At 68.6% G+C, this 23,736-nt stretch carries 24 protein-coding genes and 1 other RNA gene; 20 read left to right on the plus strand and 5 right to left on the minus strand.

The window, feature by feature from the left end; all coding sequences use genetic code 11:
* Positions 1-18 precede the first annotated feature (18 nt).
* Positions 19-1,026, minus strand: a complete 1,008-nt coding sequence (gene gap, locus FHT36_RS04985; RefSeq protein ID WP_169121354.1) for a type I glyceraldehyde-3-phosphate dehydrogenase — start codon at positions 1,024-1,026, stop codon at positions 19-21.
* A 106-nt stretch (positions 1,027-1,132) separates the two neighbouring features.
* Positions 1,133-3,139, minus strand: coding sequence for a transketolase (gene tkt / locus FHT36_RS04990; RefSeq protein WP_169121355.1), 2,007 nt, complete (start codon positions 3,137-3,139; stop codon positions 1,133-1,135).
* 375 nt (positions 3,140-3,514) lie between these two features.
* Between tkt and FHT36_RS04995 the strand changes: the two genes are divergently transcribed.
* The 6 genes from FHT36_RS04995 (at position 3,515) to FHT36_RS05020 (ending at position 6,840) form a co-directional block, all read left to right on the plus strand.
* Complete coding sequence (locus tag FHT36_RS04995; RefSeq protein WP_169121356.1) at positions 3,515-3,820, plus strand: DUF4164 domain-containing protein; 306 nt, start codon at positions 3,515-3,517, stop codon at positions 3,818-3,820.
* A gap of 4 nt (positions 3,821-3,824) precedes the next feature.
* The gene (locus tag FHT36_RS05000) at positions 3,825-4,208 is read left to right on the plus strand and encodes a cell division protein ZapA (RefSeq protein WP_024279734.1); all 384 of its coding nucleotides are present in this window, start codon (positions 3,825-3,827) and stop codon (positions 4,206-4,208) included.
* Between the two features lie 54 nt (positions 4,209-4,262).
* Positions 4,263-4,417: non-coding RNA, 6S RNA (ssrS, locus tag FHT36_RS05005), on the plus strand.
* 32 nt (positions 4,418-4,449) lie between these two features.
* Complete coding sequence (locus tag FHT36_RS05010; protein ID WP_169121357.1) at positions 4,450-5,061, plus strand: 5-formyltetrahydrofolate cyclo-ligase; 612 nt, start codon at positions 4,450-4,452, stop codon at positions 5,059-5,061.
* A 42-nt stretch (positions 5,062-5,103) separates the two neighbouring features.
* Positions 5,104-5,925, plus strand: coding sequence for a TIGR00282 family metallophosphoesterase (locus FHT36_RS05015; protein ID WP_169121358.1), 822 nt, complete (start codon positions 5,104-5,106; stop codon positions 5,923-5,925).
* Between the two features lie 168 nt (positions 5,926-6,093).
* A complete protein-coding gene (locus FHT36_RS05020; RefSeq protein ID WP_169121359.1) occupies positions 6,094-6,840 on the plus strand; it encodes a YebC/PmpR family DNA-binding transcriptional regulator in 747 nt (248 codons plus the stop codon).
* 96 nt (positions 6,841-6,936) lie between these two features.
* Here FHT36_RS05020 and FHT36_RS05025 read toward each other — a convergent pair whose 3' ends face one another.
* The gene (locus FHT36_RS05025) at positions 6,937-7,377 is read right to left on the minus strand and encodes a MerR family DNA-binding transcriptional regulator (RefSeq protein ID WP_169121360.1); all 441 of its coding nucleotides are present in this window, start codon (positions 7,375-7,377) and stop codon (positions 6,937-6,939) included.
* A 605-nt stretch (positions 7,378-7,982) separates the two neighbouring features.
* Here FHT36_RS05025 and FHT36_RS05030 point away from each other — a divergent pair.
* The 4 genes from FHT36_RS05030 to ruvA all read left to right on the plus strand — a co-directional run bounded on the left by FHT36_RS05030 (position 7,983) and on the right by ruvA (position 12,206).
* Positions 7,983-10,538, plus strand: coding sequence for a tetratricopeptide repeat protein (locus tag FHT36_RS05030; protein ID WP_169121361.1), 2,556 nt, complete (start codon positions 7,983-7,985; stop codon positions 10,536-10,538).
* A gap of 65 nt (positions 10,539-10,603) precedes the next feature.
* Entirely contained in the window at positions 10,604-11,113 is a 510-nt protein-coding gene (ruvC, locus tag FHT36_RS05035) for a crossover junction endodeoxyribonuclease RuvC (RefSeq protein WP_024279740.1), read from the plus strand.
* Positions 11,114-11,143: 30 nt separating this feature from the next.
* Complete coding sequence (locus tag FHT36_RS05040; RefSeq protein ID WP_081762672.1) at positions 11,144-11,575, plus strand: DUF1772 domain-containing protein; 432 nt, start codon at positions 11,144-11,146, stop codon at positions 11,573-11,575.
* A gap of 10 nt (positions 11,576-11,585) precedes the next feature.
* Entirely contained in the window at positions 11,586-12,206 is a 621-nt protein-coding gene (ruvA, locus tag FHT36_RS05045; protein ID WP_169121362.1) for a Holliday junction branch migration protein RuvA, read from the plus strand.
* A gap of 5 nt (positions 12,207-12,211) precedes the next feature.
* Here ruvA and FHT36_RS05050 read toward each other — a convergent pair whose 3' ends face one another.
* Positions 12,212-12,742, minus strand: coding sequence for a flavin reductase family protein (locus tag FHT36_RS05050; protein ID WP_169121514.1), 531 nt, complete (start codon positions 12,740-12,742; stop codon positions 12,212-12,214).
* A gap of 168 nt (positions 12,743-12,910) precedes the next feature.
* Between FHT36_RS05050 and ruvB the strand changes: the two genes are divergently transcribed.
* The 9 genes from ruvB to FHT36_RS05095 all read left to right on the plus strand — a co-directional run bounded on the left by ruvB (position 12,911) and on the right by FHT36_RS05095 (position 20,681).
* Entirely contained in the window at positions 12,911-13,942 is a 1,032-nt protein-coding gene (gene ruvB / locus FHT36_RS05055) for a Holliday junction branch migration DNA helicase RuvB (protein WP_169121363.1), read from the plus strand.
* A 45-nt stretch (positions 13,943-13,987) separates the two neighbouring features.
* Positions 13,988-14,620, plus strand: coding sequence for a TetR/AcrR family transcriptional regulator (locus tag FHT36_RS05060; RefSeq protein ID WP_169121364.1), 633 nt, complete (start codon positions 13,988-13,990; stop codon positions 14,618-14,620).
* Positions 14,621-14,703: 83 nt separating this feature from the next.
* Complete coding sequence (locus FHT36_RS05065) at positions 14,704-15,111, plus strand: DUF2852 domain-containing protein (RefSeq protein WP_169121365.1); 408 nt, start codon at positions 14,704-14,706, stop codon at positions 15,109-15,111.
* A 124-nt stretch (positions 15,112-15,235) separates the two neighbouring features.
* Positions 15,236-15,745, plus strand: coding sequence for a tol-pal system-associated acyl-CoA thioesterase (gene ybgC, locus FHT36_RS05070; protein ID WP_169121366.1), 510 nt, complete (start codon positions 15,236-15,238; stop codon positions 15,743-15,745).
* 298 nt (positions 15,746-16,043) lie between these two features.
* Complete coding sequence (gene tolQ, locus FHT36_RS05075; RefSeq protein WP_169121367.1) at positions 16,044-16,850, plus strand: protein TolQ; 807 nt, start codon at positions 16,044-16,046, stop codon at positions 16,848-16,850.
* 3 nt (positions 16,851-16,853) lie between these two features.
* On the plus strand, positions 16,854-17,312 hold the full coding sequence (tolR, locus tag FHT36_RS05080) for a protein TolR (protein ID WP_029557868.1): 459 nt from the start codon (positions 16,854-16,856) through the stop codon (positions 17,310-17,312).
* A 12-nt stretch (positions 17,313-17,324) separates the two neighbouring features.
* Complete coding sequence (locus tag FHT36_RS05085) at positions 17,325-18,269, plus strand: cell envelope biogenesis protein TolA (protein WP_169121368.1); 945 nt, start codon at positions 17,325-17,327, stop codon at positions 18,267-18,269.
* A gap of 179 nt (positions 18,270-18,448) precedes the next feature.
* A complete protein-coding gene (tolB, locus tag FHT36_RS05090; protein ID WP_169121515.1) occupies positions 18,449-19,741 on the plus strand; it encodes a Tol-Pal system beta propeller repeat protein TolB in 1,293 nt (430 codons plus the stop codon).
* 151 nt (positions 19,742-19,892) lie between these two features.
* Positions 19,893-20,681 (plus strand): inositol monophosphatase family protein, encoded by a 789-nt coding sequence (locus FHT36_RS05095; RefSeq protein ID WP_210257556.1) that lies wholly within the window; start codon positions 19,893-19,895, stop codon positions 20,679-20,681.
* 174 nt (positions 20,682-20,855) lie between these two features.
* On the opposite strand, the gene mutL is transcribed toward FHT36_RS05095, so the two are convergent.
* Positions 20,856-22,703 (minus strand): DNA mismatch repair endonuclease MutL, encoded by a 1,848-nt coding sequence (gene mutL / locus FHT36_RS05100; protein ID WP_169121369.1) that lies wholly within the window; start codon positions 22,701-22,703, stop codon positions 20,856-20,858.
* A 198-nt stretch (positions 22,704-22,901) separates the two neighbouring features.
* Here mutL and map point away from each other — a divergent pair, with 198 nt between their 5' ends.
* Positions 22,902-23,729, plus strand: a complete 828-nt coding sequence (gene map, locus FHT36_RS05105; protein WP_169121370.1) for a type I methionyl aminopeptidase — start codon at positions 22,902-22,904, stop codon at positions 23,727-23,729.
* Positions 23,730-23,736: the final 7 nt, after the last annotated feature.

Consider the following 23,736-nt stretch of genomic DNA (forward strand, 5'->3'; position numbering starts at 1 on the left):
GCGCCCCCTTTTTCCCGATCAGCCCAGCTTGCCCATGGCGACTGCGGTGTCGGCCATGCGGTTCGAGAAGCCCCACTCGTTGTCGTACCACGAGAGCACCCGCACCAGCGTGCCTTCCATGACCTTGGTCTGGTCGAGGTGGAAGGTGGAGGAGTTGGGATTGTGGTTGAAGTCGATGGAGACGTTGGGCTGGTCGGTGAAGCCGAGGATGCCCTTCAGCTCCTGCGCCGCCGCGGCGATGATCGCCTCGTTGATCTCTTCCTTGCTGGTCGCGCGCTTGGCGACGAACTTCAGGTCGATCACCGAGACGTTGGGCGTGGGCACGCGGATGGACGTGCCGTCCAGCTTGCCGTTCAGCTCGGGCAGCACCAAACCCACCGCCTTGGCGGCGCCGGTGGAGGTGGGGATCATGGACATGGCCGCCGCGCGGGCGCGGTAGAGGTCCTTGTGCATGGTGTCCAGCGTGGGCTGGTCGCCGGTGTAGGAGTGGATGGTGGTCATGAAGCCCTTCTCGATGCCGACGGCATCGTTGAGGACCTTGGCCACGGGGGCGAGGCAGTTGGTGGTGCAGGAGGCGTTGGAGACGACGAGGTGCTCGCTGGTGAGCTTCTCGTGGTTCACGCCGAACACCACGGTGAGGTCCGCGCCGTCGGCCGGGGCCGAGACCAGCACGCGCTTGGCGCCAGCGGCGAGGTGCGCCGCAGCCTTGTCACGCGAGGTGAAGATGCCGGTGCATTCCAGCGCGATGTCCACGCCCAGCTCCTTGTGGGGCAGCTCGGCGGGGTTGCGCACTGCGGTGACCTTGATGGGGCCGCGGCCCACGTCGATGGTATCTCCGGCGACCTTGACCTCGCCGGGGAAGCGGCCGTGCACGCTGTCGAAGCGGAAGAGGTGGGCGTTCGTCTCCACCGGGCCGAGGTCGTTGATCGCCACCACCTCGATGTCGGTGCGGCCCGATTCGATGATGGCGCGCAGCACATTGCGACCGATGCGACCGAAACCGTTGATGGCCACCTTGACGCTCATAATTGGGTCCTCCTGAGCCGGCTTGAAGCCCGGCCTCCCTGAATTGCGTTGCGCGCCTGCGGTTCACCCGCGGCGCGGTCCTCTCGCGCCCGCCGTGCGCCGAACCTCAGGCCTGCCGGAGCTGGTCGAGCGCGCGCGCCGCGACCTGCTGGGCAGTAATGCCGAAATGGGCGTAAAGCTCCTTTGCGGGCGCGCTGGCGCCGAACGATGTCATTCCCACGAAGGCGGCGTTCGAACCGACGATGGCGTCCCACCCCATGCGGATCGCGGCTTCCACCGCAACCTTGGCCGGAGCGTCCCCGATCACCTTCGCCCGCTCTGCGGCGGGCCTTTCGAGGAACAGTTCGAACGAGGGGATGGAGACGACGCGGGTGGGAACACCCTGCGCCTCCAACAGCTTGGCGGCTTCAACCGCCAAGGACACTTCCGAGCCGGTGGCGAACAGGCTCGCCTGCGCCGGCCCGGACGCAGCGAGGATTTCGTAGGCGCCTTCCGCCGACCGGTTCACGGCCGTGGCGTCGGTGCGCAGGATCGGCAGGTTCTGGCGCGACAGGATGAGCGCCGAGGGCCTGTCGGTGGACTGTAGCGCAATCTGCCAGCATTCCGCCGTCTCCACCGTGTCGCAGGGGCGCATCACGAGGAGGTTGGGAATGGCGCGCAGCGCCGCGAGGTGTTCCACCGGCTGGTGGGTCGGGCCATCCTCGCCGAGGCCGATGGAATCGTGGGTGAGCACGTGGATCACCCGCTCGCCCATGAGCGCCGCGAGGCGGATGGCCGGGCGGCAATAGTCCGAGAACACCATGAAGCCGCCGGAGAAGGGGATGAGCCCCTTGTGCAGCGCCATGCCGTTCATGGCGGCGGCCATGCCGTGCTCGCGCACGCCGTAATGGATGAAGGAGCCGGAGAAGTCGTCCGGCGTCACGGACTTCGCGCCCTTGGCCTTGGTGTTGTTCGAGCCGGTGAGGTCGGCCGAGCCGCCCACCATCTCGGGCACCGCCGGGGTGATGAAGTCCAGCACCATCTCGGACGACTTGCGGGTGGCGACCGCGCCGCCGTCCTTCACCGCCTTTTCCTTGGCGGCGACGATGGCGCCTTCCAGCGCCGCGGGCAGCGTGCCGGCGACCCGGCGCTCGAATTCGGTCCGCTCCTCGGCCGGGCGGGCAGCGAAGCGGGCTTCCCACGCCTCGCGGGCGGCACGGCCGGCGGCACCGGCGGCGCGCCAGCCGTTGAGCGCATCCTCGGGCACCACGAAGGCCGGCGCTTCCCAGCCGAGGGCGGCGCGGGTGGCGACGATTTCCTCGGCGCCGAGCGGCGAGCCGTGAACCTTCTCGGAGCCCGCCTTCTTGGGCGAGCCGAAGCCGATGGTGGTGCGGCAGGAGATCAGGGTCGGCCGGTCGGAGGCCTTGGCGGCCTCGAGCGCGGCGAGGATCGCCTCGGGATCATGCCCGTCCACGGCTGCCGTCGCCCAGCCGGAGGCGGCGAAGCGCGCGAGCTGGTTGGTGGAGCCGGAGATGGAGGTGGGGCCGTCGATGGAGATCTTGTTGTCGTCCCACATGACGATGAGCTTGGAGAGCTTCAGGTGGCCGGCGAGGTCGGCCGCCTCCTGGCTGATGCCCTCCATCAGGTCGCCATCGGAGGCGAGGACGTAGGTGTAGTGGTCCACCACATCCGAACCGAAACGGGCGGCGAGCAGACGCTCGGCCATGGCCATGCCCACGGCGGTGGCGATGCCCTGCCCGAGCGGGCCGGTGGTGGTCTCGATGCCCTCGGTGACAAAATTCTCGGGATGGCCGGGCGTCAGCGAGCCGAGCTGCCGGAAGCGCTTGATCTCGTCGATCGTCACCTTCTTGTACCCGGCGAGATGCATCACCGAGTAAAGCAGCATGGAGCCGTGGCCGGCGGAGAGCACGAAGCGGTCGCGATCCGGCCAGAACGGACGCGAGGGATCGTATTTCAGCACCTTCGTGAACAGCACGGTGGCGATGTCCGCCGCCCCCATGGGCAGGCCCGGATGGCCGCTATTGGCGGCCTCGACGGCATCGATCGCGAGAAACCGGATGGCGTTGGCCAGACGGTCGTGACTCGTGATGCTGTCGCTCGTGCGGCTGGACATATTCCCGTATCTCCGGTGCCGGCGCTCTCGGCAGCCGGCCGGCTAGAGGCACTCAGGGGTTCACGGGCCCGGCGCTTGGGTCCGTCGGCGAAGCTGGCACGGCCCGCCCGGACCCAGGGTCCGGCATTTGAGCCGCCTTGTACCAAGGCTCACCGCGCTGTCAAACCTGCCTCATCTCCCCGCGTCAAGGCGGGCATGACACCACTGGGCGCGCTGCATCGTCGCGGCGACGCAAGATCGCGCTTCGGACACGGTGCAGCGCAACATCGCTCTCGCGCCCCGGTTGCGGGTTGCCTCCTCAGGGCGCCGCATTCATGTTGACAGACTGGAAAGAGCGGCGTTCCGCCGACCGTCCGACTCGGCTAAAGTCTGCTCATGTACGCGCTGAAGCAACGCCCGCCGCTGCAGGACGCCCCCATTGAGGCGGCGACCCGGCGCCTCCACGCCGCGCTCGATGCGCTCACCGACGCCATCGATCGCCGGCGCGACGCCGATCGCCATCAGGAGGCGCTGCTGGCCCAGTTCCACGCCCTCGGTAACGACCGCGCCCGTCTCGCCGCCGAACTGGACGTGGCCCAGGCGGAGGCCGGCGAGGTGGAAGAAGCGGGGCGCGAGATCATTCGCCGCCTCGACGTGGCCATGAGCACCATTCGCGACGTGCTCGCGACCCACGGCGGCTGAGGCGATGCCGCACGTCTCCGTCACCATCGCGGGCCGGCAATACAGGATGGCCTGCGACGAGGGGCAGGAAGAACACCTCATCCGCCTCGCCCGGGACATCGACGACCGCATCACGCAATTGCGCGGTGCGTTCGGCGAGATCGGCGACCAGCGCCTCGTGGTCATGGCCGCTATCACCATCGCGGACGAGCTCGCCTCGGCCCGCGGCCGCATCCGGGCGCTGGAGAGCGATATCGAGAGTCAGCGCGACGCCCGCGCCTCCGCCATGGCCCGCATCGAGGCCAGCGAGGAAGAGGTGGCCCGCACCATCGACGCCGTGGCCGAACGCATCGAACGCCTTGTGGCGGAGCTTGCGCCCAAGGAGCGCGGAACGGTGGGGATGGGCTGAAGCTTCGGGCCGAAGGGACTGGCGTCACGCCCCTTTCGTCCCTACATTGGCAATGCGGGGCTGCGGGGCTCGTTAGGAGACTTTTCCCCGGGGCCTTATCGATCCTTAAGGGAGCTGTCCCTGACCTCGCCTCCGGGCTTGGACATATGGCGCCCACCTACGTTGTAGGTTTCCCGGGATCGACCTCCGACGGCTTTTGTGGCTCCGCACGTCTTTCCTTCATCGACACGCTTCAAACGACATGGCCTCTGAAGATGCGGCCGGCGAACGTCTGGCCGCCGAAAAGAAGCGCCTGCGCCTCCTCGCCCTCGGACGGCGCGCGGCCATGGGGCCGGAGGCCCGCCGCGCAGCGTCCGAAGCCGCGGCGCGCCATGCCGCCGCCGCCCTGGGCGACGTCTCCGGCCTGACTGTCTCTCTCTTCTGTGCCTTCCGCGATGAGATCGACACCGCCCCGCTTGCGGCCGAGCTGCGCGCCCGGCGCGCCCGCCTCGCTTTGCCTGTCATCCTCGGCCGCGACCAGCCGCTGCTGTTCCGGCTGTGGCGGGCCGAAGACGTGCTGATCCCCGCAGGCGCCTTCCGGATCCCCGAGCCGCCCGCCGATGCCGAGGAAGTCGTTCCTGACGTGCTGATGGTGCCCCTCGCCGCCTTTGATCGGCGCGGCTACCGCATCGGCTACGGCGCCGGCTTCTATGACCGCACGCTCGCCCTGCTTCGTGTCCGACGCCCCGTGTGGGCTCTGGGCTATGCCTTTGCGTGCCAGGAGCTCGAAGAGGTTCCCGCCGAACCCCATGACGAGCCGGTGGACATGATGATAACGGAAAGGGAATCTTTCAGCGTGACGGCGCGCCCCTGACGCCCGCCCGCTGCCCCTCGTTCGTGCCTGCCGGAAAAGTTCATGCGCATTCTGTTTCTTGGCGATGTCGTCGGCCGCTCGGGCCGCGAATGCGTCGTGTCGCACCTGCCGGGCCTCGTCGCCCAATGGTCCCTCGATCTCGTTGTGGTGAATGGCGAGAATGCCGCCGGCGGCTTCGGCATCACCGAGGCGATCTATGACGAACTGCGCGCCGCCGGCGCCGACGCCATCACCCTCGGCAACCACGCCTTCGACCAGCGCGACGCCCTCGTCTTTATCGAGCGCGCCCCCGCCCTGGTCCGTCCGCTGAACTATCCGCCCGGCACCCCCGGCCGCGGCGCCACGCTGGTGGAGGCGCGCAACGGTGCGCGGGTGCTGGTGTTGAATGTCATGGGCCGTATCTTCATGGACCCGCTCGACGATCCCTTCGCCGGGCTCGACCGGGCGCTGGACGGAGCCACGCTGGGCGAGATGGTGGATGCCATCGTGGTGGACGTTCACGCCGAAACCACCAGCGAGAAGCAGGCCATCGGTCATTTCTGTGACGGCCGCGCCTCCCTCGTGGTGGGCACCCACACCCATGTCCCCACCGCCGATTACCGCATCCTCTCCGGCGGCACCGCCTACATGACCGACGCGGGCATGTGCGGTGCCTATGACGGCGTGATCGGCATGGACAAGGAAGAGCCGCTGCGGCGCTTCACCCGCAAGCTCGCCTCCGGCCGGTTCGAGCCGGCGTCCGGCCCGGCGGCGCTGTCCGGCGTTGCGGTGGAGACGGACGACCGGACCGGCCTTGCGGTGAAGGTGGCGGCCGTGCGCCTCGGCGCCGGCCTGGAGCCGTCCCGGCCGACCTTCTGGGACTGACGCCCCCTGCCCTAGCGGCAGGAAACGTGCGGCCGCGCCATGCTGCACCCGCTTCCTTGCCCTTTTCCCGTCGGGCCGCCTATAAGGCCCGATCCAGTCAACAGGATCGGTCCGGGCGGCGCCGCTTGCGCGGGGCGCGGGGCGGGTCCGCACAACGGGACGGTGGCCATGGCCGGGCATTCACAATTCAAGAACATCATGCACCGCAAGGGGCGGCAGGACGCGATGCGCTCCAAGCTGTTCTCCAAGCTGGCGCGCGAAATCACGGTCTCGGCCAAGATGGGCCTGCCGGATCCCAACATGAACGCGCGCCTGCGCGCCGCCATCCTCGCGGCCCGCGCCGAGAACATGCCCAAGGACAATATCGACCGCGCCATCAAGAAGGCGTCCGGTGCAGATACCGAGAATTACGACGAGATTCGCTATGAGGGCTACGGCCCCGGCGGCGTCGCCGTGATCGTCGAGGCGCTCACCGACAACCGCAACCGCACAGCGTCGGAAGTCCGCTCCTACTTCACCAAGTCGGGCGGCAACCTCGCCGAAACCGGCGCGGTGTCCTTCATGTTCGACCGTGTGGGGCGCATCGAGTATGCCGCCAACAAGGCGGACGCCGACACCATGATGGAAGCGGCCATCGAGGCCGGCGCGGACGACGTGTCCTCCAGCGAGGATGGCCACGAGGTGATCTGCGCGGCGGACAACCTGGCCGAAGTGCAGCGGGCGCTGGAACAGAAGTTCGGCGAGCCGAGCAAGGCCGCCCTCATCTGGCGGCCACAGAACACCGTCGCGGTGGACGACGAGACCGGCGAGAAGCTCATGCGCCTCGTCGAGACCCTCGAGGACAATGACGACGTGCAGACCGTCACCGCCAATTTCGAGCTGTCCGACGCTCTGCTGGCGAAGCTGAGCGCCTGATCCGGCCCCGGTTTTTTATAAAATGAGCGCCCGGCAAGGCCGGGCCGCTCGCATTCAGGTCTCTTGAGAGGCGGCATCACCGCCTCTCCTTCGGCCTCAGGCGGCGAACGCCGTGGCCATGGACTTCAGCTCGGCGATGGCGGTGTCGATCTCGCCGCGCTGACGCTCGAGCTGGGCGATCTGCGACAGGCAGCGATCGCGCGACAGAGACAGCTCGGTCTCGCCACCTTCATGGGCCGCGACCAGAGCCCGAATCTCCCCGAGGGTGAAGCCGAGGTGCTTGCCCTTCAGGATCACAGCCAAACGCTTGCGATCGGATTCGGAATAAAGCCGGGTCATGCCATCACGGCGGGGAGAGATGAGGCCCTTGTCCTCGTAGAAGCGCAGGGCGCGCAGGGTGATCCCGAACTCGCGGGAGAGGTCGCCGATGGTGAAGACCACGCCCTCGCGGTAGCCCTCGGTAGCCACATGGGCCTGCGAAGGAACGACGGATCCCAGTCCGTGGTCGAAAGTCTTCTCGAACGTGTTGGCGTCCATGCCTCTATTCCCCTTATCGCCATACAGTCCGTGGCGCGGACGATGGCCGGTGACGATCATGTCGTGGTCGCCGCGCTCCCCCACGCACGTCACGTGCGCTCCCCAAGAGCGGAACCGGCTGTCTCGGCGGGCTGGAAATGATCAGCCCGAAGCCCGAGGTGCCGCAGCGCCACTATGCCTACCGTCGCGCCGCTGCCGTGGGGAGGTTCTAGGGGCTACCGTAGGGGAAAGTAACAGTTACAAGTCTATAAAATCATAGACTTAGGCAGACGCACTTGTTGCTCAAACAGTACCGCTTAAGCTCTCTCAGGTTGCCGCAGCGGAGGGTGCCGAACAGATAGCCCGGACGTAGGGGCGCGCTACCCGGTCTGCAGGCAATGAAAATCGCGACGGAAGATGCGGCCAGATTTCGCCGCAATGCACTCTCGACCCGGCGAGAGCGTCCACCTGTGCCGCCCGTAACCGCCAGATCCCCGCCGCACCGCGGCGCGCATGATTAACCGGCAATTTACCTTGATCCCAGATTCTGAGCTGAGGACATCACCGAATCGGGGCATGGTACTTTGACACCTCAAGGTCGTCCGTTCGCCCCGCGGGAGGCCGGAATGGAGCGTTTTGAGCGCACGGCCCGGACACGCCCGGGCTTCGAAAGCCATCACGGCTTCGATCCCCATGCGCAGGCCGATCATCCGGACGTCCCCGCATGGGACGTCTTCGATCTCCCCGCCTCGGCCATCGAGGCCCTGCGCGGAGAAATCGGCATCCTGCGTGAGCGTCTGGCGACGGCAGCCCCCAAGCGGGCCGTCACCGAGATGGACCGCGCCATCACCCTTCTCTCCCGCCGCGTCGATGACCTGCGCGAGGCGGGCGCAACGCGAGATGGGGCGGACCAGGCAATCCTCGACGAGCTCGCCTCCATCCGCGACAGCCTGGGCCAGGTGGGTCGCAACGAGCGCTTTGGCGAACGCTTCAAGGTGGTCGAATCGGGCATCGATGCCCTCGGCCGCAAGATCGACCTTCTCGGCGCCCGCGCCGTGGACCCGGTGGAAGTCGCCCGCCTCCAGAGCCAGATGAACGAGATGCGCGACCTCGTGCAGCGCCTCGTCACCAGTCCGCAGGGACAGGACGCCATGGCGAAGCTGGCCCAGCGGCTCGGCGCCTGCGCCGAGGGCGTCGCCCTCGCCGGCGAACAGGCAGCCCGGCGTCTCACCGAGGCGGCCGGCGATTTCGAGCGCAATGCCGATGCCCTCCTGCGGCGCTTCGCCGAGGTGGAGGCGCGCGGCCGCGCTGGCGATGCGCAGGCAAGCGAACACCTGCGCACCTCCCTTCTCGAATCGCTCAACGGCGTCCACGCCCGGCTCGATCAGATGTCCGGGCAGATTTCCGATCAGGCGGCGAGCGTCTCGCCGGCGCTCGGCCTTGAAATCTCTCAGCGGCTCGGCGCCATCACGGCGCGTCTCGCCGCGGCGGAGGAGAACGGCCGGTCGGGCAATCCGCTCGTCGATGCCATGGAGCGGCACCTGTCCGGCCTGTCGGACCAGCTGCGTCAGGCCCATGACCGGCTTGGCCGGCTCGACGAGATCGAATCGGGCCTCCGGCGCCTCAGCGAAGAAGTCCGCAATGTCCGCGAGGATACCCGCTCGGTCGCCAATGAGGCCGCCGCAGCCGTCGCGGCCAAGGTGTCGGACCATCCGGACGGTTCCGCCGTGCTCGGCTTGAAGCGCGGTCTTGCCGCTCTCGAAGCCCGCCAGGACGAGATGGAGCGCCGGGCCGGCGAGCTCTACGCCACCGAGCTGGAGCAGCAGCTCGACAGCATTTCCGTCGCCCTCGCGCAGGAAGGGGACGGCACCTATGCCCCCCGGACGGCGCCGGCACACGAAGCCGCGTATCAAGAGGCGGCATATCCGGAGCCGGGATATTATCAGGAGCCTCTCTATGAGCAGGCTCCCCAGCCCCAGTCCTACCAGGAGCCCGCCTACCAGGAGCCGGAGTACCAGCCGGCACCCCAGGCCCGCGCCGACCATGCCGCGGCGCAGCCGCCACATCGCCCCGCAGGCGACGCCGCCGAGGCTGATCCGCTTGAAAGCACCCTTCGCGCCGCCGCGAGCGATGTGCCGTGGCCGCGCCCGAACCGCCGCGTCGACTGGGGCACGCCCCCCGCGCACGCAAAGGAAGCGGAGGAGGAGCGTCCGCGCGTCGAGAAGCGTCCCCGCAAGACCGAGAAGGCCCGCGAACGCCGCCCGCACACGCCGGGTGTGTTCGCCAGCCTGTTCGCGCGGCGCCGCCACATTGCCATGGTGGCCCTGATTGCGGGTGCGACCACCGTCTTCACCGGCCTCAGCGTGGGCATGGCCGTGCGCAACGGGCCGGAGATCGTCACCGGCCTGACCGAAGCCCTGCGCCGGCTCGCCGCGCCCGCCGTCGCCGGGGTGACCCCGACCGAACTGCCGCCGGCCATCGGCCCGTCAGCCTTGCAGACAGCCGCCCGCGACGGCGATCCCGCCGCCGCCTTCCTCGTCGCCGGCCGCTATGCGGAAGGTCGCGGCACCGACGTCGATCTCGATGCCGCCACCAAATGGCTCGGCTATGCGGTGCAGCGGGGCTCCGCCCCGGCCGCCCTCAGGCTTGGCGCACTCTATGAGTCGGCCGGCAAGGACATGGGCGAGGCGCGACGCTTCTACACCTGGGCCGCCGAGCAGGGGAACGTGCGGGCCATGCACGCTCTCGCCATGCTTCTGTCCGAGGGCACCCTGCCGGGCCTCAACGGCAAGCCGGACTGGGCCGGCGCGCTCAAATGGTTCCGCTCCGCCGCCGATCTCGGCCATCGCGACAGCCAGTACAATCTGGGCGTCATCTATGCCCGAGGCCTCGGCGTGAGCGCCGACGCAGCGGAAGCCTGGAAGTGGCTCGATCTCGCCGCCCGTCAGGGCGACGAGGACAGCGCCCGCAAGCGCGACATCCTGAGCCGCGACGCCGATCCCGCCGTGCTGGCCAAGGCCCAGCAGGCCTCCACCGCCTTCGTTCCCGCGACGCCGGTGGCCGCCGCCAATACGGTGACCATCAAGCCGGAATGGCAGGAGCAGGCCCCCGATGTGGTGGCCGGTGCCGCCCCGGCCAAGGCTGCGACGCGGGTCGCAAGCTCCGCCGGCACCACGCGCTGAGGGATGGGGTGCCGGTCTCCCGGCATCCCCTTTCCCCGGTTCGCCCGCTGGCGCACCTTGGCCCCATGGACCTGAACGCGATTCGCATCCTCGGCCTCGACCCGGGCCTTCGCCGCACGGGCTGGGGCGTCATCGACGTGCTGGGCTCGCGCCTCTCCTTCGTCGCCTGCGGCACCATCCTCCCCCCCGAGGCGGGCGAGATGGCCGAGCGGCTGGCCTTCCTGCATCGCGGTCTGGTGGATGTTCTCCTGCGCTTCGCCCCGGCCGAGGCGGCGGTGGAGGAGACGTTCGTGAACATGAACCCGTCATCGACCCTGAAGCTCGGCCAGGCGCGCGGCGTCGTCATGCTGGCCCCGGCGCAGATGGGGCTGCCTGTCGCCGAATACGCGCCGCTGCTGGTGAAGAAGAGCGTGGTGGGCGCCGGCCGGGCCGAAAAGGCGCAGGTGCGCATGATGATCGGCATCCTCCTGCCGAAGGCGACGCCCGAGACCGACGACGCCTCCGACGCCCTCGCCATCGCCATCACGCACGCCCACCATCGCGGTGCGGCTGCGCGTGCGCGCGCGGCGCTGTAAACTCCCCGGCGACCCCAGGGGATGCTCGCCATGATCTATGGACAGCTGGCGCTCGTCACGGCGGCCGTCTTCACCGGCGCCGCCTTCTATATCAATGCGGTGGAGCAGCCGGCGCGGCTGATGCTGCCGGATGGCGCGGCGCTGGCCCAATGGAAGCCGGCCTATCGGCGCGGCTTCGCCATGCAGGCGACGCTGGCTTTGGCTGGCGCCCTGCTGGGCGCCGCCGCCTTCGCCACGGACAATGACTGGCGCTGGCTCGCCGGCGCGGTGCTGATGCTCGCCAACTGGCCGTTCACGCTGGTCGGCATCATGCCCACCAACCGGGCGCTCATGGGCGCGCGGGAAGAAGAGGCCGGGCCGCACACGCGCCGGCTCATCGCCAATTGGGGGCAGCTGCATATGGTTCGCACCGGCCTCGGCGCGCTCGCCACCTTCGTCTTTTTCACCGCAGCCACGGGCTGAAGGGTCGCACATGATCGGGAAGCTCAAAGGCGTGGTGGACGAACTGAACGAGGACCACGCCATCATCGACGTGCACGGCGTGGGCTATCTCGTCCATTGCTCCGGCCGCACCCTCTCCGCCCTTCCGCGGGCGGGCGAGGCGGCGGCGCTGTTCATCGAGACCCATGTGCGGGAGGATGCGATCCGCCTGTTCGGCTTCGCCTCGGCGGCGGAGCGGGACTGGTTCCGCCTGCTGCAAGGGGTGCAGGGCATCGGCACCAAGACGGCTCTGGCGGTGCTCTCCACCCTCACCGCCTCGGAGCTGACGCAGGCTATCGCGCTGGGCGACAAGACGACCGTCGCGCGCGCCCCGGGCGTCGGGCCACGGGTCGCCACCCGCATCATCACCGAGCTGAAGGACAAGATGCCCGGCTTCGGCGCGGGCTCGGTTTCCCTCGCCGACATCGGCGGCGCCCCGGCGGCGGCCCCGGTCGCCGGAGGCGCGGCAGCAGATGCGATGTCCGCCCTCGTCAATCTCGGCTATGGCGCGCCCCAGGCCAACGCCGCCATCGCCGCCGCTTTGCGCTCGGCCGGTGAGGACGCAAAGACCGAGACGCTGATCCGCCTCGGGCTCAAGGAACTGGCCAAGTAGGCCGATCAGGGCATGCGCGAGGCGATCTTCACTTCCTCGCCATCGACCGAGAAGGTGCCGTAGCCGCGATGGTGAATGGTGCGCGGCGCCTTCTGCGCCGGGTCGCGCCACGCCTTCACCACTTCCAGCACGAACAGGTTGAAGCGGTTGACGAGGCGTGTCTCCACCACCCGGCATTCAAGGTTGGCGAAGCACTCGGCCACCAGCGGCGCCCGAACCAGCGCCGCGGGAACGGCCGTGAGCCCGACGGTGGAGAACTTGTCCACCTCTTCGCCGGAGCAGTTGCCCACGGCCACTACCTTCTCCGCCAGCGCCACGGCGGGAATGGCGATAACGCATTCCTTCGTGGTGCGCAGCGCCCTGAAGCTGAAATCGGCGGAGGAGACGATGCAGGCGATCAGCGGCGGGGTGAACTCCACCATCATGTGCCAGGACATGGCCATGACGTTGGCCCGCCCCCGCGCCGCCGTCGTGAGCAGGACCACCGGCCCCGGTTCGATCAGCTTATAGACCTCCGCGAGCGGAAGCTCCTTCATGGCACGGCCCATGGCGACCTCCTGAGGTGGAGGCGGCAGCTTTCCACGTGCGGCCCGCGCGCGCATTAATCCAGATCACGCCGGGCCGGTCCGTTCCCCTTCCGTACCCGGCCGGCAGGCACTACAGTCGCGCGAGTCGCTGGTCCCGAGGAGCGCAAGGCTCTCGTCATGAACACCCGCCTCCTCTCGGGCGAAAAGCGCGGCGATGATGCCGCCGATTCCACCCTGCGCCCGCAACTCCTGTCGGAGTTTGTCGGCCAGGCGCAGGCGCGCGCCAATCTGGAAATCTTCATCAAGGCGGCGCGGGCGCGCGGCGAGGCGCTGGACCACGTGCTGTTCGTGGGGCCGCCCGGCCTCGGAAAGACCACGCTGGCGCAGATCATGTCGCGCGAGATGGGGGTGGGCTTCCGCTCCACCTCCGGCCCGGTGATCGCCAAAGCGGGCGACCTTGCCGCCATCCTCACCAATCTCGAAGAGCGCGACGTGCTCTTCATCGACGAGATTCACCGCCTCTCCCCCGCCGTGGAGGAAATCCTCTATCCGGCCATGGAGGACTACGAGCTGGATCTCGTGATCGGAGAAGGCCCCGCCGCCCGCTCGGTGAAGATCTCGCTGCCGAAATTCACGCTGGTGGGCGCCACCACCCGCTCCGGCCTGCTGACCACGCCGCTGCGCGACCGCTTCGGCATTCCCGTGCGCCTCCAGTTCTACACGGTGGAGGAACTGGAGAAGATCGTGGTGCGCGGGGCGCGGGTGATGGGCATCGCCATCGCCCCGGACGGCGCCACCGAAATCGCCCGCCGGGCGCGCGGAACCCCGCGCATCGCCGGCCGGCTGCTCCGGCGCGTGCGCGATTTCGCGCTGGTGGCGGAAGCGGAGCGCATCGACCGCAAGATCGCCGACCGCGCCCTTCTCGCGCTGGAGGTGGACGCCGCCGGCCTCGATGCCATGGACCGGCGCTATCTCACGGTGATCGCCGAATTCTACGGCGGCGGCCCGGTGGGCGTGGACACGCTCGCCGCCGCCCTGTCGGAGCCGCGCGACGCCATCGAGGAGATTGTCGAGCCCTTCCTCGTGCAGCAGGGCTTCATCCAGCGCACGCCGCGCGGGCGGATGCTCACCGGCGCCGCCTTCCGGCACCTCGGGCTTTCGGAGCCGCCGTCCGTCAAGCAGATGCCGCTGTTCGACGAAGGCGAGTGACGGACGAGTCGACGGCAGCCCGCGCGGAATGTAAAGCACATTGACATGAGCTGGACCCGGAACGGCGAAACGCGCTCCTACCATCACGGCAACCTGCGGGAAGCCCTGATGCAGGCCGCGCTCGACCTCGTGGCCGAAAAGGGCGTTGCCGGCTTCACCTTCGCCGAGGCGGCCCGCCGCGCGGGCGTGAGCCCCGCCGCCCCCTACCGCCATTTCCGCGACCGGGACGAACTGCTCGCAGCCGTTGCCACCGCAGGGTTCGAGCGGCTGACCGAGACCTTGCAGGCGGCCTGGCAAGGCGGTCGCCCCAAGGCCTCCGAAGCGTTCGAGCGGGTCGGCCGCGCCTATCTGGCCTTCGCCCGAAGCCGGCCGGCGGAATATGTGGCCATGTTTGAATCCGGCCTCTCCCCCGATCGTCACGAGGGTTTGAAGCAGGCGGGGGACAAGGCCTTCGGCGCATTGCGCGAGGCCGCCGAAGTTCTGGTCTCTCACATTCCCGGCCCCGGCCGTCCGCCGGCGCTGATGGTGGCGCTGCACACCTGGTCCCTCGCTCATGGCATCGCCTCGCTTTTCGGTCGCGCCGATGGCGGACGGCGGAAGCTGCCCATGGACCCGGACGACCTTCTTGAGGCCGGATTCCTCGTCTATCTGAAGGGCCTCGGCGCCCCCTCCGAGTGAGGTCGCGGCAGGCGCCCATTGACAAGAAGCACCCTGCGACCTATCTATGTGAATGTTATTTACATTAACCGGGAACGACAGCCATGGAGCTCGCTTACAAGCTCGACAGCTACGGTAAACCGGCGTGGATCGCGCTCACGGTGCTGGGCTTCATGGCCTGGTGGCCGCTGGGCCTCGCCATCCTCGCCTTTGCCATCGGCAGCGGACGGTTCGGATGCGGCAAACGCAGCTTCGCCCGCTGGCAGGAACGGGGAGGAGAGACGATGAAGGGCTTTGGATGCTGGACCCGTTCGGCTCCCTCCAGCGGCAACCGCGCCTTCGATGAATATCGCCAGGACACGCTGCGCCGCCTCGAAGAGGAGCAGAAGGAGTTCCGCGACTTCCTCGATCGCCTGCGTCAGGCCAAGGACAAGGCCGAGTTCGACCAGTTCATGGCCGAGCGCCGCCGCCGCGCCAACGAGCCGCAGCCGGACGCCTCCAGCAACGGCTGACCGAAATACCGGCAGGACTGCCGGTCAAGAACGTCGGTATGGTCGCCAACGCCCCCCAGGTTCCGTACCGGCCGAACCGCGCCCTTTGTTCACAAGGGGCGCGGTCTCGTTTATGGGAGGCGCCATGATCGAGCGTCCGACTCCCTCACCGTCCGATACGAGCCTCCACCTCGCCGGCCGCCTCATTCCCGGCGGCCATGCGCTGGACGTGCGCGTCTATTACGAGGACACGGATTTCTCCGGCATCGTCTATCACGCCAACTATCTGCGCTTCATGGAGCGCGGCCGTTCCGACTACATGCGGCTTCTGGGCGTGGTGCAGGGCGAACTCTTCGCGCAGGCGGCGGAAGAAGCCCCCGGCTTCCATTTCGTCGTGCGCGCCATGCAGATCGACTTCCTGAAGCCCGCGCGCATCGACGACGTGCTGCAGATCGTCACTCTCTCCAAGGATGTCGCGGGTGCCTCCATCACCCTGCTTCAGCAGGTGAAGCGCGGGGAGGAACTCTTGGTCTCCGCCACGGTGCGGGTGGCCTTCGTCTCCGAGGGCCGCGCCAAGCGCATCCCTGATTCCCTGCGTCAGGCGACCCTCGCGGATGCCCGCGAGGCCGAGGCGCTCGGCGAAATCCGCCGCTGACGCTTGGGAAATCGCGACTTTCGTTACCGCCACGGCGCTGCGCTAACGCCGCATTAAGCGCGTTCATGCACAGCTTCACCGGGCTGCGGCGCCTTCGCACCGCAGCGCAGACCGGCACGCCCGTCAAAGTTTGGACAGTTTCGCCCGTTCAAAGGGCCCGCGAACTTTGAATGTGACGTCCGGCGCTCGAAACCCGCGCGGCCTCAAGCCGAGGCGGGAGCCGGATGCTCCGGGCGGGTACGCCCCCTCCCGAGCGCAGAAGCGGCCCCTCCTTGAGGAGTGCGCCGCGGAGCCGAGGATGATTGATGTGACGAGCCGCACCGGCACCGTTTCCCGCCTGACGCCGGCGATCGCCACGGCGGTGGGCCTCCTCCTTCTCGGTACCCTGCCCGCGCTCGCCCAGGATCCGATCGGCAGCGCCGTGCCGCCGCCGGCCGCCGACTTCTCCTTCCTCGGCCTGTTCCTGCAAGCCCACATCGTGGTCAAGCTGGTGATGATCGGCCTGATCGTCTCCTCGATCTGGGTCTGGGCCATCATCATCAACAAGTGGATGCTGTTCTCGCGCAACAAGCGGGAGATGGACCGCTTCGAGCAGGTGTTCTGGTCCGGCCAGAGCCTCGAAGACCTCTACCGCACCCTCGCGGGGCGCTCCAACCACGGCATGGCCGCCATCTTCGTCGCCGCCATGCGCGAGTGGAAGCGCACCTATGAGGGCGGCGCGCGCTCCCTCGCCGGCCTGAACCAGCGGCTCGACAAGGTGATGAACGTCACCATCGCCCGCGAGGTGGAGCGGCTGGAGAACAGCCTGCTGGTGCTCGCGACCGTTGGCTCGGCCGGCCCGTTCGTCGGCCTGTTCGGCACGGTCTGGGGCATCATGACCTCGTTCCAGTCCATCGCCGCATCCAAGAATACTTCGCTCGCCGTGGTGGCGCCGGGCATTGCGGAGGCGCTGTTCGCGACCGCGATGGGCCTCATTGCCGCCATCCCCGCGACGATTTTCTACAACAAGTTCATTTCCCAGGTCGGGCGCCAGGCCCAGCGGCTAGAGGGTTTCGCGGACGAGTTCTCCGCCATCCTCTCGCGCCAGATCGACGAGCGGGGCTGAACCATGGGCATGTCGGGCGGAGGGGCAGCAGGTTGGCAGAGCCGGCGCTCGCGCCGGCGCGCCGCCCCTGTCATGGCCGAGATCAACGTGACGCCCATGGTGGACGTCATGCTGGTGCTGCTCATCATCTTCATGGTGGCGGCGCCGCTGCTCACGGTGGGCGTGCCCATCGACCTGCCGCAGACGCAGGCGAGCGCGGTGAACCAGGACAACAAGGAGCCGATCACCCTCTCGGTGCGGCCCAACGGGCAGATCTATCTCGGCGACAGCGAGATCAAGTACGAGGATCTGGTCTCGAAGTTGCAAGCGGTGACGCAGGCACGCGGCGGCTTCGAGGAGCGCATCTTCGTCCGCGGCGACAAGAACGCCAATTACGGACAGATCATGCGTGTCATGGGCCGCCTTTCGGGGGCGGGTTTCAAGAAGGTGGCCCTGGTCACCGAAGTCGAGCAGGGGGGCTGAACCATCAATCCCATGCGCAGCAGCCTCGCGGCATCGACGGCGCTCCATGTGGGCGTGCTCGCTCTGACCCTGGTGTCTTTCTCCGGGGTGAAGACGCTTGAGCCGATGACCGAGACTGTGCCCGTGGATGTGATCTCGGCCTCCGACTACACCAAGCTCACCCGCGGCCTCACCAGCGGACAGAAGACCGAAAAGCCCAAGCAGGTGGCCGAAAAGGTCGCCCCGCCGACCCCGGTGGAAGACCCCAAGCTGAAGGTCAGCGACAAGCCGCCGGTGGAGGCGACCACCCCTCCTCCCCCGCCGCCGCCCCCGCCGCCCCAAAAGGCCGAGCAGCAGACCCAGCAGAAGGCCGAGCAGGCGCCCCCGCCCAAGGAAACGGCAGAGGTGGCGCTGAAGAACGAGCCGAAGAAGCAGGAGCAGCCGCAAGATCAGGCGAAGGCCGATGCTGCCCCGCCGCTGCCGCCGAAGAAGCCCGCGCCGCCGCGCGAGACGCCGAAGCCCATCGAGGCCAACGCCCAGCCGCGCGAGTTCAACACCGACCAGATCAAGCAGCTGATCGACAAGCGCACGCCCACCCGCCAGGTGGCGAGCGCGAACGAGATTTCCAACACCTCCTCCATCGGCGTGCCGAACGGACAGGCGGCGACGCTCAGCGTGAGCGAGATCGACGCCTTCAAGCGCCGGTTGCGCGATTGCTGGACCGAGATTCCCGGCAACCTCAACGCACCGACGCTGGTGGACGTGGACATTTCCTTCAACCAGGACGGCACGCTTTCGGCGACGCCCCGCGTGGTGCCCGGCCAGTCGGGCGCGTCCAACCCCACGTTCCAGGCGGTGGCGAGCATCGGTGTGCGCGCCATCACCCAGTGCCAGCCCTACAAGATGTTCCGGCCTGAGAAGTATGCCCAGTGGAAGACCCTCGGCATCACCCTCAGCGACAAGATGTTCAGCCAATAGAGAGGCCGGCGCCCCCGGTTCGCCGGCACGCGGCGCCGCCCGGCCCCGAAGAGAACGAGGATAAAATGACGCGGTCCGGACGCCCGGAAAACTCCCAGCGCCCACTCGATGATATTCACGCTGGCGCCTCGCCCCTCGGCGGGACGCTGGCGCGTGGGCTCGGCCGCCGCGCCTTCCTGATGACGGGCATGGCTGCCTGCGCCGCGGGGATACTCCATGGCGGCTTCGGCGCGGCCCATGCCCAGGCCGCGCGCATCGAGATCACGCCCGGCGCCTTCAAGCCGATCCCTATCGCCATCACCGACCTGCTGGGCGAGCCGGAGCTGGGGCGCAACATCTCCGGCGTCATCACCTCGGACCTGCGCCGCTGCGGCCTGTTCGCGCCCATCGATCCGAAGGCCTTCGTCGAGCAGATCACCAACCCCGATACGCCCCGCTTCCAGGATTGGCGCGTCATCAACGCCCAGGCCCTGCTCACCGGCCGCGTCACGCGGCAGGCGGACGGGCGGGTGCAGGTGGTGTTCCGCCTGTGGGATGTGTTCGCCGGCCAGCAGCTCGCCGCCCAGCAGTTCGTGGCGCAGCCGGAGAACTGGCGCCGCATCGCCCACATCGTCGCCGACGCCATTTATGAGAAGATGACCGGCGAGAAGGGCTATTTCGACACGCGCATCGTCTTCGTGGACGAGAGCGGGCCGAAGGAGCGCCGCATCAAGCGCCTCGCCATCATGGACCAGGACGGCGCCAATGTGAGCTATCTCACCCGAGGCGACAGCCTGGTGCTGACGCCCCGTTTCTCGCCCACCAGCCAGGAAATCACCTACATGTCCTACGGGCAGGGTGATCCCAAGGTGTTCCTGCTCAATATCGAGACCGGCCAGCGGGAGATCGTCGGCAACTTCCCCGGCATGAGCTTCTCACCCCGCTTCGCGCCGGACGGGCAGAAGGTGATCATGAGCCTCCAGCAGGGCGGCAACTCGAACATCTTCGTCATGGACCTGCGCTCGCGCGCCACCACCCGCCTCACCGATACGGCGGCCATCGATACCGCCCCCTGCTATTCGCCGGACGGCCGGCAAATCTGCTTCGAGAGCGACCGCGGCGGTACCTCGCAGATCTATGTGATGAATGCGGATGGCTCCGGCGCCAAGCGCATTTCCTTCGGCAATGCCCGCTACTCGACGCCGGTGTGGTCGCCCAAGGGCGACTGGATCGCCTATACGCGGCAGGCGGAAGGCCGCTTCGCCATCGGCGTGATGCGCACCGACGGCTCCGGCGAGCGCGTGCTCACCGAGGGCTACCACAATGAAGGTCCGACCTTCTGCCCCAACGGCCGCGTGCTGATGTTCTTCCGCGATCCCGGCGGCGCCTCCGGCCCGTCCCTCTATACCGTGGACGTGACCGGCTATAACGAGCAGCGCCTGCCCACCCCGAGCTATGGCTCGGACCCGGCCTGGTCGCCGCTGCGCTCCTGAGCTTAGACGGCTACCTCCAAACGATCCCGGGGCGCGGCCGAACGCGCCTTGACGGGGGCAGCTAAGGCGGGCAAACGCTGGTTCAATCGCTTTCCCTGCCCGCTGCCCCGGCGCCGGGCGCGCCGGCTTTCGGCCTCACGTCAGGTTTTTCATGATCCGCTCGCCCCTCATCACTGTCATGGTCCAGGCCGTCCGCAAGGCCGGGCGCACGCTCGCCCGCGACTTCGGCGAGGTGGAGCAGCTTCAGGTCTCCATGAAGGGCCCCGGCGATTTCGTTTCCGCCGCCGACCGCAAGGCCGAGGACACCATCTTCGCCGAACTCTCCCGCGCCCGTCCCAACTACGGCTTCCTGATGGAAGAGCGCGGCGCAGTGGAAGGCACCGACCCAGCCAACACCTGGGTGGTGGACCCCCTCGACGGCACCACCAACTTCCTGCACGGCATCCCGATCTTCTCCATCTCGCTGGCGCTGGTGCGCAACGGTGTGCCGGTGGCGGGCGTCATCTACAATCCGGTGAGCGACGAGCTCTACGTGGCCGAGAGCGGCCAGGGCGCCTATCTCAACGAGCGGCGCATCCGCGTCGCCGCGCGGCGCAAGCTGGCCGATTGCGTGGTGTGCTGCGGCGTGCCCCACATGGGCCGGGGCGACCATGCCCAGTTCAACCGCGAGCTCGAACTGGTGCAGCCGCAGGTCTCGGGCCTGCGCCGCACCGGCTCCGCCGCCATCGACCTCGCCTGGACCGCGGCCGGCCGCTTCGACGCCTTCTGGGAGCGCAACCTGTCGCCGTGGGACATGGCGGCCGGCATCGTCCTGGTGCGCGAAGCGGGCGGCTATGTCTCCGACATGGATGACGGCGACAAGATGCTGGACAACGGCCACATCATCGCCGGCAACGAACTGATCCGCCGCGACCTGCAGAAGCTGCTCAAGAAGGCCTGAGACGGGCGGGCTCCCGCGCTCGTCCAACATCCCGTGGCCGTCATCGCCCGCCTTGTGCGGGCGATTCCCTTTTGGGCCGGGGCGGTGTCCATCCTCTCCGAGCAGGACCAGCGGATGAGTGGATCCCCCGGACCAGCCGGGGGATGACGGCGCCACGCGTGTGAACAGCCTCACCTACCGCCGGGCGAACAGCTTCTCCACATCCTTCAGGGAGAGCGTGACGAAGGTCGGCCGGCCGTGGTTGCACTCGCCGGCATTGGGCGTCTGCTCCATCTCGCGCAGCAGCGCGTTCATCTCCTCGACCCTCAGCCGCCGCCCCGCCCGCACCGAGCCGTGGCAGGCCATGGTGGCGGCCACATGCAGCAGGCGCCGCTCCAGCGGCAGCGCATCGTCCCACTCGGCGGCATGCTCGGCGAGGTCGGTGACGAGACGGGTGACGTCCGCATCCTTCAGCAAAGCCGGCACTTCCCGCACCAGCACCGCGCCGGGGCCGAACGACTCCAGCACCAGCCCCAAAGCAGCGAGGTCGGCGGCGCGCTCGGTGAGGCGGTCGGCATCAGCCGGGTCGAGATCCACCACGGCCGGGATCAGCAGCCCCTGCCGCGCCACTCCGTCCCGCTCCATAGCCGCCTTCAGCTTCTCGTAGACGAGACGCTCGTGGGCCGCGTGCTGGTCGATGAGGACGAGGCCCTCGCGGGTCTGGGCGACGATATAGGTCTCGTGCAGCTGTGCGCGGGCTGCCCCCAGAGGCCGGTCGAGATCGACGGCCGAGACCGGCGCGGCATCGGCGCGAGCATCGGCCGAAGGCTCGGCGATCTCGAGGCGCACCTGCTCCTCGCCGGACCGGAAGGGCTCGGGACGCGCCGGCGACTGTCGCCAGTCGTAATCAAGCCGTGGTGCCGCCCGGAAGCCCGCGAAGGCGCCGCCGCGCTCCGGCTCCGCAAGGCCCGGAGCGGCACGGGACGGAAGGCTGGGCGTCTGCGCCAGCGCCACGAGGCGATCCGCCATGCTGGCGGCGGTGGACGGGATGCGGGCGGCCAGCGCATCGGAAAGCGTGCGCACGATGAGCGCCCGGACGTTGCCCCCGTCGCGGAAGCGCACCTCGGTCTTGGCGGGATGGACGTTCACGTCCACGTCACGCGGATCGAGCGTGAAGAACAACGCCAGCACGGGATAGCGATCGGACGGCAACAGGTCGGCATAGGCCGCGCGCACCGCGCCCATCAGCAGCTTGTCGCGCACCGGGCGACCGTTGACGAACAGATACTGGCTCAGCGAATTGGCCTTGGAGAAGGTGGGCAGGCCGGCAAGGCCGTCCAGCCGCACGCCTTCCCGGACGCCGGAGACGGCGATGACATTGCGCCCCGCATCGGCACCCAGCACATCGGCGAGCCGCTGAGCGCGGCCGGCCTCGTCGTCCGGGCGCGAGGGGAACGTCACCGGAGCGCGCTCGTCGGTGGCGAGGGTGAAGGCCACGTCGGGCCGAGCCAGCGCCAGGCGCCGCACCACGTCCGCCGCTGCCACGCCTTCCGCCCGGTCGGACTTGAGAAACTTGAGCCGGGCGGGCGTCGCATAGAAGAGGTCGCGCACCTCCACCCGCGTGCCGCCGCCCAGGGCCGCCGGACGGGGCGGCGTCACCACCCCGCCATCCACGCGCACCTCGAAGGCATGGGCGGCAACCGGCGGGCGGCTGGCGATGGCAAGATGCGCCACGGCGCCGATGGAGGGCAGCGCCTCTCCGCGGAAGCCGAGGGTGGCGATGGCCAGCAGGTCCTCGCCGGAGAGCTTGGAGGTGGCGTGGCGCTCCACGCACAAGGCGAGATCGTCCGGCCCCATGCCCGAGCCGTCGTCGGTGACGCGCACGAGCCGCCGCCCGCCAGCCTGGATCACCACCTCGATGCTGCGCGCCCCGGCATCGAGCGCGTTCTCCACCAGCTCCTTCACCACCGCAGCCGGCCGCTCCACCACCTCGCCGGCGGCGATGCGGTCGATGAGGACGGGGGGTAGGCGGCGAATGGACATGGAGCTCATCACGATTCGGATCGGGCGATCTTACCGGGTCGCGCCAGCCGCACGAAATCGCCGGAAACCCGCCCGGGCCCGAGATTCTGCAAGGCCAAGATGACGACCAAGCTTGCTTTGACGCGGGCAAGGACTAATTGTGTAGACTGAATTCCGAGATTGAGGACGGCTTCGCGCGTCGTCCGTGAAGGCAGCGCCATGAACTATGTTGAGGCGGCAAATGCGCCGCTGCGCAAGACCGGCCATATCAAGCTCTACGGGCCGGAAGGCTTCGAGGGCATGCGGCGGGCCGGCGCGCTGACCGCCAAGGCGCTCGATGCCGTTGCGGAAATGATCGGGCCGGGGGTGACCACCACCGCCATCGACGAGCTCATCTTCGACTTCGCCATGGACCATGGCGCCTACCCTGCCACCCTGATGTACCGCGGCTACCGTTATTCGGTCTGCACCTCGGTGAACCACGTGGTTTGCCACGGCATGCCCAACGCCCGCCCGCTGCGCGACGGCGACATCGTCAACGTGGATGTCACACTGGTGGTTGACGGCTGGTACGGCGATTCGAGCCGCATGTTTCCGGTGGGCGCCATCCCCCGCCGGGCGGAGCGGCTGCTGGACGTGACCTATGAGTCGATGATGCGGGGCATCCGCGCCATCCGTCCGGGCGCGCATGTGGGCGACATCGGCGCGGCCATCCAGGAGTTCGTGGAGCCGCAGCACATGAGCGTGGTGCGCGACTTCTGCGGCCACGGCGTCGGGCAGGTCTTCCACGACGAGCCCAACATCGTGCATGTGGGCCGTCGCGGCGAGGGGCCGAAGCTGGTGCCCGGCATGATCTTCACCGTGGAGCCGATGATCAATCTCGGCCGCCCGCATGTGAAGGTGCTCTCCGACGGCTGGACCGCGGTGACGCGGGACCGCTCGCTCTCCGCCCAGTTCGAGCATGCCGTTGGCGTGACGGAGACCGGCGTCGAGATCTTCACCTTGAGCCCCAAGGGCTATCACAAGCCGCCTTACATCACCGCCTGAGGGAGCC

This window comes from Xanthobacter sp. SG618 (genome assembly GCF_012932745.1).
In the GTDB taxonomy this organism is placed as follows: domain Bacteria; phylum Pseudomonadota; class Alphaproteobacteria; order Rhizobiales; family Xanthobacteraceae; genus Xanthobacter; species Xanthobacter flavus.